General features: G+C 72.2%; 13 protein-coding genes. 9 read left to right on the forward strand and 4 right to left on the reverse strand.

Annotated elements, in window-relative coordinates:
• The first annotated feature begins 5 nt into the window (after positions 1-5).
• The 7 genes from ACFV6D_RS32010 (at position 6) to ACFV6D_RS32040 (ending at position 7235) form a co-directional block, all read left to right on the forward strand.
• Positions 6-362, forward strand: coding sequence for an arsenate reductase ArsC (locus ACFV6D_RS32010; protein ID WP_380562267.1), 357 nt, complete (start codon positions 6-8; stop codon positions 360-362).
• A gap of 214 nt (positions 363-576) precedes the next feature.
• Complete coding sequence (locus ACFV6D_RS32015) at positions 577-1221, forward strand: restriction endonuclease (RefSeq protein ID WP_244293826.1); 645 nt, start codon at positions 577-579, stop codon at positions 1219-1221.
• A gap of 361 nt (positions 1222-1582) precedes the next feature.
• Positions 1583-2509, forward strand: a complete 927-nt coding sequence (locus tag ACFV6D_RS32020) for a hypothetical protein (protein WP_380562248.1) — start codon at positions 1583-1585, stop codon at positions 2507-2509.
• Between the two features lie 193 nt (positions 2510-2702).
• Positions 2703-3530, forward strand: coding sequence for a phosphotransferase (locus ACFV6D_RS32025; protein WP_380562250.1), 828 nt, complete (start codon positions 2703-2705; stop codon positions 3528-3530).
• Positions 3531-3717: 187 nt separating this feature from the next.
• Positions 3718-4899: a hypothetical protein gene (locus ACFV6D_RS32030; protein WP_380427403.1), complete on the forward strand. Its 1182-nt coding sequence runs from the start codon at positions 3718-3720 to the stop codon at positions 4897-4899.
• A gap of 321 nt (positions 4900-5220) precedes the next feature.
• On the forward strand, positions 5221-5913 hold the full coding sequence (locus tag ACFV6D_RS32035; protein ID WP_380562251.1) for a hypothetical protein: 693 nt from the start codon (positions 5221-5223) through the stop codon (positions 5911-5913).
• Complete coding sequence (locus tag ACFV6D_RS32040) at positions 5910-7235, forward strand: nucleotidyl transferase AbiEii/AbiGii toxin family protein (protein WP_380562253.1); 1326 nt, start codon at positions 5910-5912, stop codon at positions 7233-7235. The genes ACFV6D_RS32035 and ACFV6D_RS32040 overlap by 4 nt, the downstream gene beginning before the upstream one ends.
• 127 nt (positions 7236-7362) lie before the next feature.
• Here the strand turns inward: ACFV6D_RS32040 and ACFV6D_RS32045 are convergent, their stop codons facing one another.
• Positions 7363-8241, reverse strand: coding sequence for an alpha/beta fold hydrolase (locus ACFV6D_RS32045; protein ID WP_380562255.1), 879 nt, complete (start codon positions 8239-8241; stop codon positions 7363-7365).
• 163 nt (positions 8242-8404) lie between these two features.
• Between ACFV6D_RS32045 and ACFV6D_RS32050 the strand changes: the two genes are divergently transcribed.
• Positions 8405-10513, forward strand: a complete 2109-nt coding sequence (locus ACFV6D_RS32050) for a BTAD domain-containing putative transcriptional regulator (protein ID WP_380562257.1) — start codon at positions 8405-8407, stop codon at positions 10511-10513.
• A gap of 74 nt (positions 10514-10587) precedes the next feature.
• On the opposite strand, the gene ACFV6D_RS32055 is transcribed toward ACFV6D_RS32050, so the two are convergent.
• Positions 10588-12708 carry a HelD family protein gene (locus ACFV6D_RS32055; RefSeq protein ID WP_380562259.1) on the reverse strand — a complete coding sequence of 707 codons (2121 nt, stop codon included), beginning with the start codon at positions 12706-12708 and terminating at the stop codon, positions 10588-10590.
• Positions 12709-13305: 597 nt separating this feature from the next.
• Between ACFV6D_RS32055 and ACFV6D_RS32060 the strand changes: the two genes are divergently transcribed.
• Positions 13306-13878, forward strand: coding sequence for a dihydrofolate reductase family protein (locus tag ACFV6D_RS32060; RefSeq protein WP_380562261.1), 573 nt, complete (start codon positions 13306-13308; stop codon positions 13876-13878).
• Between the two features lie 100 nt (positions 13879-13978).
• On the opposite strand, the gene ACFV6D_RS32065 is transcribed toward ACFV6D_RS32060, so the two are convergent.
• Positions 13979-14620 (reverse strand): nucleotidyltransferase domain-containing protein, encoded by a 642-nt coding sequence (locus ACFV6D_RS32065; protein WP_380562263.1) that lies wholly within the window; start codon positions 14618-14620, stop codon positions 13979-13981.
• Positions 14621-14748: 128 nt separating this feature from the next.
• Positions 14749-15006, reverse strand: a complete 258-nt coding sequence (locus ACFV6D_RS32070; protein WP_380562265.1) for a hypothetical protein — start codon at positions 15004-15006, stop codon at positions 14749-14751.
• Positions 15007-15291: the final 285 nt, after the last annotated feature.

Raw genomic sequence — 15291 nt, forward strand, 5'->3', positions numbered from 1 at the left:
CCCAGATGGCCGCCGCCTTCCTCACCCACCTCGGAGGCAGCCGGGTCGAGGTCCGCTCCGCCGGCTCCGCCCCCGCCGACACCGTGAACCCCGCCGTGGTCGAGGCCATGGCCGAGGTCGGCATCGACCTCTCCGCCGAGGTACCGAAGATCCTCACCGCCGAGGCCGTGCAGGCCTCCGACGTGGTGATCACCATGGGCTGCGGCGACGCCTGCCCGTACTTCCCCGGCAAGCGCTACCTCGACTGGAAGTTGGACGACCCGGCCGGCCAGGGTGTGAATGCCGTCCGCCCGATCCGCGACCAGATCGAGACCCGGATCCGCGGCCTGCTCACCGACCTCGGCATCCAGCCTCGCGCGTGAGAGCCCATCGGTAGCCCGGGGCAGCCCTACACGCCGGGCGCACCCCGACACCGGGCGTTCGGCCGCCAGCCACCGGCCACCAGCCGCCAGCCACCGGCCACCGAGATCCGGACAACTCGGGCCCGCAGCCGTCCGAATTCGCCGGGACCGTCGGCGGCCGGGCGGCGGCTGCTTCTACGCTCGCGTCCACACCATGGTCCGAGGGGGGAACACCGTGGCCCGTAGGCCCGTACGACGACGCCGGTCCACTGCCGCCCGCCGCGCACAACAGGCCCGGGACAACGCGCTGACGCTGGGCATCGCGGCGCTGGTCGCGGTCGCCGTGGTGTCGTTCGTGCTGACGTGGCTGGCCCACCACCTGCTCCTGGTCGCCGCGCTGCTGGCCGTCGGCCTGGTGGTGTGCGCCGTCGTGCTGCGCCTGCGGCAACTGGCCCGGCGGCGGGAGCTGGCTGCGCGCACGGCGCAGCTGCGGCACATCGGCCCGTTCCTGACCATGAGTCCGAAGGCGTTCGAGCACGCGCTGGCGGACCTGTGCAGGCGGGACGGGTGCACGAAGGTGACGGTGGTCGGCGGGGCCGGCGACCTCGCGGCGGACGTCCTGGCCACCACCCCGTCCGGACAGCGGCTCCTCATCCAGGCCAAGCGGTACGGGCCACGGACCTCCGTCGGCTCCCAGGACGTCCAGAAGGTCAACGGCACCTACCGCGACGTCCACCGCTGCGACCTGGCGGCCGTGGTGACGACCAGCTCGTTCACCAAGGCCGCCGCCGCGTTCTGCGCGAACGTCGGCATCCACGCCATCGACCGGCGGGCACTGGCCCTGTGGGCCGAGGGAACCGGCAAACCCCCCTGGGCCTGACCGCCCGAACCCCCGGGCCCGCACCGGCCCTGAAGCTTGTTGCAGAAGGCCGGAGCGCAGATCGGTGTGTGCTCTGACCTGTTGGTTCATGCGGTTCGGGCCGGGGTTGTGCATGTGAGCGCTGGCCTGCACCACACGGTGCAGGCCAGCGCCTTTCTGTCGGCAGCCTCGGGGAATCTGACTGTCAATCGGCGATCAAGGAGAGGCCGTTCTTGACCGACTGACGTGTGAACGTGAGCGCTCGCCGACCGTGTCGACCTTCGATCGGTGTGCGTGCTACGTTCCGTGCCCTAACCACAAATAGGTGACCCCGGCAGCGCGCCAACGCTCCGGGGTCCGGCATCAGGAGACAGAACTCCCAATGCGTGTCCATCGTAGCGCCCACGTGCGCGATTTCACGGTGCTGCCCAACACCATGCTGCAGTACCGGCGGCTGTCCTACACCGCTCGCGGTCTGCTCGCCGACCTCCTCTCCCGCCCGGACGGCTGGCGCGAGGACGGCCGGCACATGGCCGACACCAGCCCCCAGGGGCGCGGCGCCATCCGCAAGGCGCTCAAGGAACTGACCGAGGCGGGCTTCTACCGGGTCGAGAAGATCCGGATGCCCGACGGCACGATCATCACCGAGACCCACGTCTACGACACCCCGCAGCTGATGCCGCCGGGTGCCACCCGTCCGGCGCCCGGTGAAGCGACCACCGGCGGCGCTGACGCCCTGGTAAAGAACCCGGCGAAAGAACCCACCCACCCCTCCCGGCAGTCCCGAGAACCCGTCAGCACCCCGGGGACGGAAAGGCGGGAGGAAGCCGCCGAAGACGACACACCGGACGAACAACTCCGCGACGCGGTCGCCACCCTGTTCCGAGTCATCCGCCCCGAACCACGCCTGCACCTGGGCGAAGCCGAAGCACACGAACTCGCACCCCTGGTCGCCCAATGGCTCGAACGCGGCAGCACACCCACCGACCTCGCCCAAGCCCTGCTGCCGGGCCTGCCCACCCCGATGCACTCGGCAACCGCCGTACTCCGCTACCGCCTGCAGCACAAGATGCCACCCGACCAACCCGCCGAACGACCCACAGCAACCCGCTACACCGAGTGCACCAAATGCCACGACCCAGTCCCCCACCCCGGCATCTGCCGCACATGCGCAGGCCTCGGCACACGAACGCCCGCCGTCGGTGGGGGCGAGGCGGCCACCCGCCGCGGTGTGGCCTGCGCCAGGACGGCCCTGCGGGCCGCGACGACCGCCGGCATGAACCTGGGGAGACTGGCCACTGTCGGATAGCCCTTCCCCAGCGCCGAGTTCAGGCACGCGGCCGCAGCCCAGCGCCGGCCCCAGAACACTTCAAATGAGCGACTCGCAGCTGTTCGTACCGTGCCGACGCCACCTGTGAACGTCCACCGTGCGCCGGTACCGTCCTTGTAGCAGCGCGGGCCTGCGGGGCCGGTGTGGCCACGTTTGAGGAGGAGCACACACGATGATGCGGATCTTCACCAAGACATTCACGGACCCCCACACCCAGCAGCGCTCCCTGGCCCACCACCGCTGGATCGCCCGCGCCAACCCCGACGTGCGCATCCCCCAAGTCGTCCACATCCACCCCACCGCGATCGACTTCGAGCACCTCGACGGCCACCACGGCACCCCCGACGACCTGCTGACCCTGGCCGACCTCCTCGGCCACCAGCACACCACCGCCCACACCCACGACCTGCACGCCGCCCACCTGAACACACCCCACACCAGCACCGACCACACCAGCGGCGACGCCACGACCGCCGACGTCGCGACCGCCGAGGTCACCATCGCCGACTTCGCCGACAGCCGCCGCGAGCGCCTCCACCGGCTGCTGGCCACCGGCACCGTGCCGGCCCCGCTCCTGACCCCCGACGCGATCGACGACTGGCTGGAGCAGGCCGCCACCATGCCCGCCGCCTTCTACAAGGACGCCAACCCGCGCAACTTCCTCATCACCGACACCACGGTCGCCGTCATCGACTTCGACTCCCTCACCCTCGCCCCCTTCGGCTACGACCTCGCCAAGATCATCGTCACCATCGCCATGACCGCCGGCCCCCTGCCCGAGGACACCATCCGGCGGACCGTAGCCGCCTACAACCGCCATCCCGAGCAACGCGGTCTTCCCGGCTGCTCCTGGCGGGAGTTCGCCGCATGGTGCGAGTTCCACCACATCCTCACCACGCCCCACCACGGCACCAACGGCTACCGGTACAGCTGGCACGCGATCAGGCCGGCCTGGACCACCGACATCCTCCGGAACTCCGACAAGGAGTCCGCACCGTGACGAACAGCAGCATGACGCTCCATTCGGTCTATCAACCGACAATGTGACACATCTGCGTGATGATCCGATTTCAGACGGTGATCGACGCGTTCTCGACAGTCCCACCGATCCGCTCATCGCGCACGGGCCCTTGCCGCCACGCTGTACCCGCCGCCACCCCTACGGGTGCGCGAGATCAGGAGGGGACATGGCGAGGGGCACCGCCCACCAGGTCGAACTGCTACGCGCAGAAGTCGGGACGGCCCTTCAGGCCGGCCTGGAGGAGATCCGCAACCACACCGACAGCCTGCGAGCCGAACTCACCGCGACACTGGCGGCCGGCCTGAGCGAACACCGCGACGAGTTCTTCGAGGCGATCGCCAGAGGGCAGCAGGAAACCAGCCGCGCCCACCAGGACAACCGCAGCCTCCACCGCCAGTTGGGCAACCTGCGCAACGAACTCAGCACTCGGCAGAGCAGCGGTCGTGCCTCCCTGGACGGCGGCCCCGCCGAGGCGCCCCTGGTCGCCATCGACTCCCCCGAGGCCGCGGGCCAGCCGACGGAAGCCGCTCACCCGCCCGGCGGTGATGCCAGCAGCAACTCCCCCGGTACCAACGAACTCCCCGGCGCCGAGCCCCCGGCATCCGAGCAGGCCGCAGAGCACGCCGCAGAGCCGGCCTCCCCCTCCGTGACCGGCGAGGCCGCGGAATCCGACAGCGAGGAGACAACCGTGTCCGAGACCACCCCTGCCGACGACGCGCCGACCGCCCCGCACGTCCTCACCAAGGACCAGCTCAGCCAGATCGCCGCCGAGGTCGCCGCCCAGGTGGCCGCCCAACTCGCAGACCTGTACCGTCCCTCCGGCCCCACGGAGCAGGACACGAAGGTCGATCTGGAGAACACGGAAGCAGTCGCGCCGAACCAAGCCGTCATCGACGACCTCCCGAGCGGCCGCGCCGACGACGTGTCCGGTCTCATCCCGGAGCCCTTCCTCTGGGAGAACCACGTCAACACCCTTCTCAAGGCCGCAGCCGTGAAGACCGTCGCGATCTCCTGCCACCCCGAGACCTGGGACTTCCTGGCCGCCCAGGCCGAGGGCGCCGACCACTTCTCGAAGCCGGTCAACGACGGCAACGAGGACACGATCCTGTCCGGCCCCAGCACCATCGCCCTCCTCAACGCGCTCCGGGAAACCGCCTACAGCGGAGTCGGCGGCGGCATCGGCACCAGCATCGGAACGTGGGCCCTCGCCGTCACCAGCTACGAGCGCATCGCCGCCGTCATCAACAGCACCCGGCCCGCCGACGAGCAGGCCGGCACCGACCGCCTGCACCAGCCGCACATCGTCCTCGACGACCGCAGCACCAACAACTCGCCCGCCACCAACTGACCCACCGACACAGCAACCCCGCCCTCGGCGGACGGCGCTGGAGACCGATGCGGAAACGACGAGGGCACATCCACGGCGCATGAGGGCCAAGAACGCCGCTGACCAGCATCAACCACCGAAGGCCGGTCCGGCTGGCCAGCGGAGCTTCGGCAACAAGAACAGAAGGTCACGGACTCGCGCGGAGGGGATCAGCTCGCTGCGCACCCGGGCGCGCGAGGCGTTGTCATAGGGGCTTGGCAGGATGCTCCCATGCTCGCCATCCGTCCTGACCAACACCATGACGATCAGTCAGATCACCCCGACCTCCGGGGTGACTTCGAGGTGCACCTGACCGTGGAGCCCGGCGCCGCCGAGGCGCTGGCCGGGTGGGCCGACGGTCATGGCCTGAAGTTCACCCACATCCTGCTGGCGCGCGGTGCGGCGCCCTCGCAGCCGATGCTCACCCTGCGCGCCAACGGCTCGTTGGACGAGGTCACTGCGGCGACGTCCCGCACCACGGGCCGGCTGGCTCGGGCCGGGTTCACGGTCCTGCGGACGAAGATCGAGGCCACGCCGTGGGCGGAGGGTGTGCCGGTCTCGGACGAGGACGCCGTGCCGCACGGGGAGCGCCGGTACTTCGAACACCACGTCAAGCTGCTGCTCCCGGACCCGCTTCCCACGACCGACCTCGCCGACCCCGCCCGCCTCGCGGACCTCGCCGAGTTGGCCGTCCGCCACGGCGCGCACCTGTCGCACAACCCGCGCCGAATACGCGACGACGGCCGGCGCGAGTGGTTCGTGACCCAGCGGTGCCGCCTGGTCGGCCTGGGCACCGCGGGCCACCGCCTGGACGCGCTGCTCCGAGGCCTTGCCGCCGACGGTCGCGAGGTGGTGTCAGTGGAACGCGAGTTCGTCGCCGTGGACAGCGACGAGGCCCTGGACGAGGGATGGATCAGCGAGCACGAGCACGAGCAGAACCACGAACGCGAACAGAAGCACGAGCAAGAGCAAGAGCAAGAGGGAGACCCGCGATGACCGAGGACCAGCCCCAGTCGCCAGTGGCGTGGGAGGAACTGCAATACGGGCCGTGGCAGGGCGTCCGGCTTCCCCGGCAGCCACCGCCGGAGGACGTCCGCGAGGATCGGGGCCTGCCCAGGAGCGTCCGGCCGATCGACGACGAGGCGGTGAGCCAGCAGCCGGTCTTCGACCCCGCCCTCGCCGGGTACACCCGGGCCCTGCGGCCCAGTGAACCCGCCTTCACCGACCCGCAGCTCGCCCAACCGTGGCTCGCCGCGCGGCGCGAGGCGCTGAACACCGTACTGTCCGCCGTCGCCGGCTCGCAGTGGCCCGAGCACCTGGTCCTGCGCGGGAGCGTCCTGCTGCGGGCCTGGTACGGCGAGCAGGCGCGGGAGCCGGGGGACTTGGACTTCGTGGTCCGCCCGACGGACTGGCAGCTAGAGGACGAGCGCACGGACCGCATGTTCGAGGAGCTCGCCGCCGACGCCGAACGGCTCTCGGGCGCGGTGCGGCTGCACGCGGACCAGGCGGTCAGCGACGAGATCTGGACGTACAGCCGGATTCCCGGGCGCCGGCTCGTCCTGCCGTGGTCGGCACCCGGCGTCCCGGGCGGGACCGTCCAGTTGGACTTCGTCTTCACCGAACACCTGCCCGTCCCCCCGGAGTCCTACCAGCTCCCCGGCGTCACGGGCCGGTTGTTCGCCGCCACGCCACAGCTCTCCCTCGCGTGGAAGATCCTCTGGCTGGCCTCGGACGACCACCCCCAGGGCAAGGACCTCTACGACGCGATCCTGCTCTCGCGCACCGCCGAGGTGCCCTACGACCTGCTGCGGCAGGTCTTCACCCAGTCCGACGAGACCTGGTCGCGCTGCCCGCTCCTCCCGGAGCAGATCTCCGGGCTCTACGTCGACTGGGACGAATTCGCCAAGGACTACCCGCAGTTCACCGGACCCGTGGAGGAGTACCCGGCGCAGCTGCTCGCCGGGCTCCACGCGACCTTCGCCGACCACGGCGAGTACGCACTGCGCGCCCAGTGGCTGGCCCCGCTGATCGAGGAACTGCGGGAGGTGCTCGCGCGCGAGGGCATGGACGAGGTCCAGCTACGGATGTCCCGGCAGTACACGGCCGCGGACAACTCCCTGGTGATCACCCGCGAACTGCTCGGCGGCGACCTCGGCGGCACCCTCGAAGACGCCCGCCGCGCGGTCGCCGCCCACCTCGGCGACAAACCGGACCGGAAGACCCGCAAGCTGGCGGAGGCCGCCACTCGCTACGCCGCCGAGCTCGCCGAGCTCGCCGAGCTCGCCGACGAGCCCCCGGCGGACGGCACCCACGCCTGACACCGACCCGGGCGGGTACCCGACACGGGAAGAGGTTCCCGACCACCGAGAAAGCCCAAGGCTCGCCGACCGACCGACCGTGGCCCAGTCGGTCGGTCAGTCAGTCGGCGAGCCGGGAAGGGGAGGTTCAGCGGGCCAGCAGCTCCCGGATCGCCTCCGCGATCTCATTGGGAGCCTCCTCGGCCATGAAGTGCCCCGCCCGGGTCAGCCGGTGGTCGAGGTCCGGCGCCCACGCCTTCCACACCGCGGCCGCGTCGTAGCCCAGCTGCGCGCCCCAGTCCTGCTGGACGACCGTCACGGGCATGGCCAGCTGCGACCCCGCGTCCAGGTCCGCTCGGTCGTGCGTGACGTCGATGCCCGCCGAGGCCCGGTAGTCCGCGACGATCGACGTCACCGCCGCCGCGCTCGCCCGCAGGTATTCGGCACGGACATCCTCGGGAACGGCGGTCGCGTCGTTGGCCCAGGAGTCGAGGAACGAACCGAAGAACGCGTCCGCGCTGTTGGCGATCATCGTCTCCGGCAGGCCCGGCGGCTGCGCCATCAGGAAGAGGTGGTAGCCGACCGCCGCCGGGACGCCGTGCAGGACGTTCCACATGTCGAGGGTCGGCACGACGTCGAGGATGCCCAGGTGCGTGACGGTCTCAGGGTGGTCCAGCCCCGCCCGGAAGGCGACCAGGGCGCCCCGGTCGTGGCCGACGAGGGCGAAGCGCTCGTGGCCGAGGGCGGCCGCCAGGGTCACGACGTCGGCGGCCATGGTGCGCTTGGCGTACACCTCGGGGTCGGTGGCCGCCGGCTTGTCGCTGGCGCCGTAGCCCCGCAGGTCAGGGCAGATCACCGTGTGTTCGTCGGCGAGCCGCTGGGCAACGTGGCGCCACATCAGGTGGGTCTGGGGGAAACCGTGCAACAGCACGACCGGGCTCCCGCTGCCGCCGACGGCGGCAGCCAGCTCCACCCCGTCCGCACCGGGCAGGCGGACGGGGTCGAAGCCGGGAATGGTGAGCGTCATGAAGGGCCATCCTTGTCGGTCGGGGGCTGACCGGACCAGCCTGGGCGACGGCGATCAGCAACGGATCAGTACCGGCCGCCAGCACAGACCGGTCACTACGGGCCGATCAGCAGCCGATCAGTACGGTCAAGCGCAGCCGACCCCCGGCACGGAGGATGGGGGCATGCGAATCGACGTGCTCGGTGCCGTGCGAGCCCTCCGCGACGACGGCAGCCCGATCGACCTGGGCGGCCCCCGCCATCGGGAGGTGCTCGCCCGGCTCGTCGCCGCCGAGGGGCGGATGGTCACCACCGACACCCTCGTCGACGACCTGTGGACCGATCCACCGGCCCGCGCCGTGGGCGCTCTGCGTACGTTCGTCGCCGCGCTGCGCCGCGCCCTCGAACCCGACCGGCCGCCCCGCGATGCGCCGCGCGTCATCGTCACCGAAGGGCCCGGCTACGCGCTGCGCCTGCCGCGTGAGGACGTGGACGCCCACCGCTTCCAGGACACCCTGGCCCGCGCCCGCCGCCGCCCTAACACAGTGACCGGACCCGACACGGTGCCCAACCCCGACACGGTGACCGACCTCGCCAGGGCGGCCGACCTCAGCGCGGCACTCAAGGACTGGCGCGGCCCCGCATACGCCGACGTGACCGGCGCCGCATGGGCGCAACGCGAGCGGACCCGGCTGGAGGAACTGCGGCTGGAGGCGGTGGAACTGCGCGCCCGCCTCCTCCTCGACTCCGGTGACTCCTATGACTCCGGTGACTCCGGTGACTCCGGTGACTCCGGTGACTCCGGTGACTCCGGTGACTCCGGTGACTCCGGTGACTCCGGTGAAGGGGCCGGTCTCGTCGCCGAACTGGGCGCCCACGTCGCCGAACACCCGTGGCGCGAGCCGGCCTGGGGGCTGCTGGCCCGCGCGCTGTACCGCGCGGGCCGCCAGGCCGACGCGCTGGCCACCCTCCGCCGCGCCCGCGCGATGCTCGTCGATCAACTCGGACTCGACCCTGGCGCCGAACTCCGGCGTCTGGAGACGGACATCCTCAACGGGGCCGTGAACCTCGAAGGCGCCCGTACCGGGTGGCGCGGCCCGGGCGTCCGGCTCGGCCCGCGCACCACCGTGGATCTGGCCCGCACCCTCGCACTGGCGGGTGGCGACGCCCTCGTCCACTCGCGACGCGACCGCCTCGCCGCCATTCAGGCGGCGGAACGCACGGGAGACCTCTCCCTGACCGCCCGGATCATCGGCGCCTACGACGTGCCCGCCATCTGGAGCCGGGCCGACGACCCCGAGCAGTCCCGCGCGGTCGTCGCGGCTGCCGAGCGCACGCTCACCGCGCTCGGCATCGGCGGCCCCGGCAGCCCCGGCAGCCCCGACGGCCCCACCGACCTGTCGGCCCGCCTCCTGGCCACGGTCGCCGTCGAGAGCCGCAGCGCCGACCTGTCCGCGGCCGAGCTGGGGCGCGCGCGGCAGGCGGCACAACAGGCGGAGGCGCTGGCGCGGGGCCTGGCCGATCCCGCCCTGCTGGTCTTCGCCCTCAACGGGGTGTTCCTGCAGTCCTTCGCCCGCCCCGGGCTCGCGGCGGTACGGGACGGGATCGGCGCCGAGATCCTCGATCTGGCCGCCCGGCACGAGCTGCCGAACTTCGCCGTACTCGGCCGACTCGTCCGCCTCCAGTCCGCCTCGGCCCTCGGGGACCTCGACGCCGCGGCCTCGCACGCCGAGGCCGCCGAGCGGCTCGCCGCCACCACTGAGGCGCCCCTCGTCCCCGTCCTCACCGGGTGGTTCCGGGCCCGGGCCACGGCCTCCCGCAGCACCGAACCCGGCGGGCCGAGCGCCGCCACGGCCGCAGCGCACTACCGGGCCGCCGAGAACGCCCTCCAGCAGGCCGGAATGCCGGGGCTACACCGCGGCCTGTTCGCGCTCGCGCTCCTCGGGCTGCGCCTGCTGCACGACCGGCCCGCGCCCACCGACCCGCACCTCGACTGGGGCCCGTACCGGGCTTGGGCGCGCCCCCTCGTGCTGCTGGCCCAGGACCGGGTCGAGGAGGCCCGTACCGCGCTCGCCGCGGTGCCCGAACCGGCGCGTGACCACATGCAGGAGGCCATGTGGTGCCTGACCGCCCGCGCCGCCGTACGCCTCGGCGAGCCCGGAATCGCCGCACGCGCCGGGGCTGCCCTGCGCGGTGCCCGTGCGGAACATGCCGGCGCCGCCAGTGGAATGCTGACGCTGGGCCCGGTGGCGCGGTACCTGGCGGAGGCGGAGGCATGCGCCGGAGCGGGGTAGGCGGTGCCGCCCGGGTACCCAGCGCCCCGGCCGGCACCTCACCGTCTACCGGGCCGAACCCGCCCCCGCCCGGCCTACCCTGCAGTCCTGAGCATGCACAGGCGGCGGGTGGCACGGGTGAGGGCGACGTACAGGTCGCGTTCGCCGGCCGGGCGGGCGGCGGTGATCTGGTCGGGGTCGACGACGAGGACGGCGTCGAACTCCAGGCCGCGCGCCTCGGAGGCGGGGACGAGGCGGACGTGTCCGGGCAGGCCGGCGGCCTCCAGCTCCGGCAGGCGGGCGTCTGCGCAGACCACGGCGAGGAGGTCGCCGGGGTGGGCGGCCGTCTGGGCGCACAGTTCGGCCAGGACGGCGGCGGCGAGGCCGTGGGCCGGGGCGGTGAGGGTGCGCGGGGGTTCGCCGTGGCGGATGGCGCGGGCGCGGGCCTGGCCGGGGGCGATGCGGGCGAGCAGGTCGGTGGTGGCGGCGAGGATCTCCTGCGTGGTGCGGTAGCTGACGGTCAGGGTGTGCAGGTCGAAGCGGCTCCCGGTGTGCGGGTGGAGGGCCTCGTGCCAGTCGCGGGCCTGGGCGGCGGGGCCGGCCTGGGCGAAGTCGCCGACGACGGTCATCGAGCGGGTGGGGCAGCGGCGCAGCACGGCGCGCCACTGCATCGCGGTGAGTTCCTGGGCCTCGTCGACGACGACGTGGCCCCAACTGCGCTGCGGGGGGCCGTCGAGCAGGGCGGCGGCCTCGTCCAGCAGCGGAAGGTCGGCGTCGGTCCACGGGGCGTCGGGGGCGCGCAGCAGGCGGGCGCGCTGGTCGTCGGAGAGGTGGGGCAGGTGGGCGGCGAGGGCGGCGGGGTCGGTGAGCAGGGCGCGGACGGCGTCGTGCGGGGTGAGGGTGGGCCAGTGGGTGTCGAGGACGCGGTCGAGGTGCGGGTCGTCCAGCAGGGCCGCGCGAACGGCCTCGGCGTCGAAGGTGCCGTCGGTACCCGGGGCATCATCGGTACCCGGGGCGCTGCGAACACATGAGCCGTCGAGACCGAGCCGGCGCAGGTCGGCGGCGGCGACGCGGTCGAGGTTGAGGCCGGTGAGCTGGGCGACCTCGGCGTCGAGCTGGTCGAGGGTGTCGGCGGTGTCGCGTTCGAGGGCGCGGGTGAGGGCGTCGGCCAGCAGGTCCTTGAACAGGCTCCGGGCGCGGTTGTGGGCGAGGCCGTCGGCGGTGGCGGCGCGGGCGGCGACGGCGAGGTCGGACTGCGGCAGGTGCACCTCCTCTTGGCCGACCCGTATGGCCAGGCCGTCCGCCGCCGGGGCCTGGTGGGCGCGGACCACGGCGGCCAGGGCGTCGGCGAGGGCGGGGTCGCCCTTGAGGCGGGCGGTCTGCGGCTCCTCGGGCGCCGCCGGGCCGGGGGTCGCAGGGGCGAGGTCGGCGCAGGTCGCCAGGGCGACGTCGTTCTCGCCGAGCGAGGGCAGCACCTGACAGATGTAGTCCAGGAAGCGGGCATTGGGGCCCAGCACGAGGACGCCGCGTTCGGCGGCGCGCGGGAAGGCGTACAGCACGTACGCGGCGCGGTGCAGGGCCACCACCGTCTTTCCGGTGCCGGGGCCGCCCTGCACCACCGTCACTCCCCGGTGGCGGGAGCGGACGATCGCGTCCTGCTCGGCCTGGAGGGTGGCGACCGCGGCGCCCATGCGTCCGGTGCGCCGGGCCGACAGGGCCTCCAGCAGCGGGCCGTCGCCGATCACGTCCTCGCGGGTGGGGTCGGAGCCGTCCAGCAGTTCGTCGCTGACGGCGGCGACGGTGCGGCCGTCCAGACGCAGGTGGCGCCGGCGCCGCAGGCCCATCGGGTGGACGGGCGTGGCCTCGTAGAAGGGCCTGGCGGCCTCGGCCCGCCAGTCCACCAGCAGCGGCAGTTCGTCCGTCTCGGTGTGCAGGCCCAGGCGCCCGATCCGCAGCGCGGTGCCGTCGGCGGTGTCGAGGCGGCCGAACACCAGCCCGTGGCCGGCGCCTTCCAGGCGGCGTACCTCCCCGGCCCACCGCGCGGCCGCCACGTCCCGCTCGTACACGGCCCCGGCGCCGTCGGCGGGCGCGGCGAGGGTACAGGCCAGTTCGGCGCGCGCCTGCTCCAGGCGCCGGTCGTACTCGGCGCACACGGCCCTCACCTGCACGTTTTCCGCCTGCACCTGGCACTCGGCACGGTCATCGCTGTACGGCACGACGGGCCTCCTCTCGGGTTCGGGCCGTCACTATGCGGGGGCGGGCGGGGGAAAGTAAAAGTTGACGAACGCGCCGCCGTTGCGCCCTCGGCGCCTCACTTCCCCAACTCTCAACCCACACACCACATCTGACGTAACGTCAAACAGTCACGCGCGGGTGGCCGCTGAGCACGTCGGGGCCGCAGGGTGAGCGGCTGGCGACGGCGTACGACGGAACCGGCACGCCATAGGCCGCCCCTATAGCGCCTAGCGACGCGCGAGCAGTGGGCACGCCTGGACGCGGGGCCGGGCCAGGACACCACCGCTCCCCCGCTGGGGCGCGACGGCCAACCCGACGACATCGCCGACGCGGTGCTGTTCCTCCTGTCCGGCCGGGCGAGTTGGCTGGCTGGTTGGCTGGCTGACGGGGAGCAATCTCGTCGTGGACGGCGGCGAGTTCCCCAGGGGCTGACGGCAACGCACCGCGGCCCCGGCTGGTGGCCTGGTTCGACCGGCCCGGCTACCTTGATCACATCGGCGGCCGGCAGCAGGGCGTCCGATGCCGACCAGGTCGGCAGACCCGGAAGAATCCAGACCCGAGACACCGAGGAACCAGAGATGCGCACCCTGATCAGCACCGCCTTCATCTCACTCGACGGCGTTGTGGAAGGCCCGGGCGGGGAGTCCGGCTACCGGAACTCCGGCTGGACCTTCAAGGACATCGAGTTCCTTCCCGAGGCCTTCGAGATCAAGGGGCGGGAGCAGCAGGAGGCCACCGCGATGCTGCTGGGACGGGTCAGCTACGAGGCCTTCAGCTCGGTGTGGCCCGACATGGCGGACTTCGCCGACTACAAGGTGATGCCGAAGTACGTCGTCTCCACCACCCTCGCCGAGGACGACCTGGTGTCGAACTGGGGCGAGACCACGATCCTGCGCTCACTCGACGAGGTTGCCGCACTGAAGCGGACCGAGGGCGGCCCGATCATCGTGCACGGCAGTGCGACCCTGAACCAGGCCCTCTCCGACGCCGGTCTGGTCGACCGCTACCACCTGCTCGTCTTCCCGCTCCTGCTCGGCGCGGGCAAGCGCCTGTTCAGCACGACGGACAAGGACACCCAGAAGCTGACGCTCGTCGAGCACGAGGTCTACCCCAACGGTCTGCAGAAGCAGGTCTTCGACGTCGTCCGCTGACGTTCCCCGCAGACCCAGTAAGCCCCCGCGCCGACCACTGCGCGGCGCCGGCCCCGCCGCAGGGGCCACGTCCCGCCGTTGCGAGCCGTCGGCGCGGGGGCTACAGGTCCGCGAGCCAGGGATGCCCGGGGTGGACGCAGGCGAGCAGCTCGGCCAGGGTCTCGCGCTGCGCCGGGGTCATCAGCGGGACGGTCGTGTCGAAGTCCGCCTGGTCCTTCCGGCGGAGGTGCTTGGCCTTGAACAGCAGGACCAGCTCGGGCGCCAGGTACGGGATGCCATCTGCCGTGTGGCGGATGATCTCGCTGTAGGGAAAGCGGATCCTCTCATCGCGCCAGCAGATCCAGACGTCCCGGTCGTGCGGCTCGCGGAACACATCGAGCAGGTAGTCACCGGTGGCCGGATCGCGCAGCCAGGTCTGATGGGTGGCGGCCAGCACCCCCGGTGCGGCGTCCTCCCAGATCCGGCCGCTGCCCACCGCGTCGAAGACGTACCCGGGGAAGCGGCTGCGGACCTCGGGAAAGCTCGCGGCCGGAATCGCGATCTCGATGTCCCCGTGCGCACGCACCTGCCCGCCCCGGAAGAGGTCCAGCGCCCACCCCGCAGCCACACACCACGGCGTGCCGACCCCCGCCAACCGCCGCGCGACCTCCTCCGGCGTCCAGCACGACGACCACCTGTCGTCGAGGGCCGCGACCTCGTCGGCCGACAGCTCGATCCCACCGCCGGGCAGTTGCTCACTCACGCCAGGAATCTACCAACAGCCCTGCAGCGCCGTGGCCGAGATCGACCACTGGAGCACCTGGCTTCGCAGCAGCCGACAGGGCACCCGTCAGGTCGGGGGCGAGGAACTCCTTGTGCCGGCTCGGACAGTCAGAGGTGAGGCCAGGGATCGATGCCCGCCTCCTTGAGGCGTCGTTCCTCCCGCCAGTTCAGGAAGACCGGCTGGTCCGGGGAGAACATGCCCATGGGCTGAGGACTGATCTCGCCGGTCAGGAACCCCACGAGGAAGTCGACCATGCCGCAGTCGTACGCGACCCAGTCACCATCGCGGGTGAGTACGAGGGTGGTCCATCTGTCGGGATCCGGATCCGTGGTGTCCCAGAACGCCTGGCTGGCGCTGCAATCCACGGCCCACGAGATCCTCCCCCGCAGGGCCGGGCCATCGTCGGGTTCCAGGTCGAGCAGCTCATACCCGCACTCGATCAGCTCTTCGAAGCTCAGGGGACCGCGAGGGCCTTGGGCAACCTCCAGCGGCAGCCCTATGGAGAGCGAGCAATTGATCGACCCACCACCGTAGGTGGAGACGAAGTCGCGGTAGTGTCGGCGACGGCTCAATGTGAGGCCGGGTTCGGCGGTTCAGTTGTGGGCCATCCGTAGTCTCGTCGGATGTGTCAGTCGTTGCTGCTGGTGGCG

It is taken from the genome of Kitasatospora sp. NPDC059812 (assembly GCF_042732075.1).
Taxonomy (GTDB): Bacteria; Actinomycetota; Actinomycetes; order Streptomycetales; family Streptomycetaceae; genus Kitasatospora.

Excerpts from the sequence above, each read along its gene's own strand:
- ACFV6D_RS32060 (WP_380562261.1), top strand. The coding sequence starts at position 13,306 with ATGCGCACCCTGATCAGCACCGCCTTCATCTCACTCGACGGCGTTGTG.
- ACFV6D_RS32030 (WP_380427403.1), top strand. The coding sequence starts at position 3,718 with ATGGCGAGGGGCACCGCCCACCAGGTCGAACTGCTACGCGCAGAAGTC.
- ACFV6D_RS32040 (WP_380562253.1), top strand. The coding sequence starts at position 5,910 with ATGACCGAGGACCAGCCCCAGTCGCCAGTGGCGTGGGAGGAACTGCAA.
- ACFV6D_RS32045 (WP_380562255.1), bottom strand. The coding sequence starts at position 8,241 with ATGACGCTCACCATTCCCGGCTTCGACCCCGTCCGCCTGCCCGGTGCG.
- ACFV6D_RS32025 (WP_380562250.1), top strand. The coding sequence starts at position 2,703 with ATGATGCGGATCTTCACCAAGACATTCACGGACCCCCACACCCAGCAG.
- ACFV6D_RS32020 (WP_380562248.1), top strand. The coding sequence starts at position 1,583 with ATGCGTGTCCATCGTAGCGCCCACGTGCGCGATTTCACGGTGCTGCCC.
- ACFV6D_RS32010 (WP_380562267.1), top strand. The coding sequence starts at position 6 with ATGGCCGCCGCCTTCCTCACCCACCTCGGAGGCAGCCGGGTCGAGGTC.
- ACFV6D_RS32050 (WP_380562257.1), top strand. The coding sequence starts at position 8,405 with ATGCGAATCGACGTGCTCGGTGCCGTGCGAGCCCTCCGCGACGACGGC.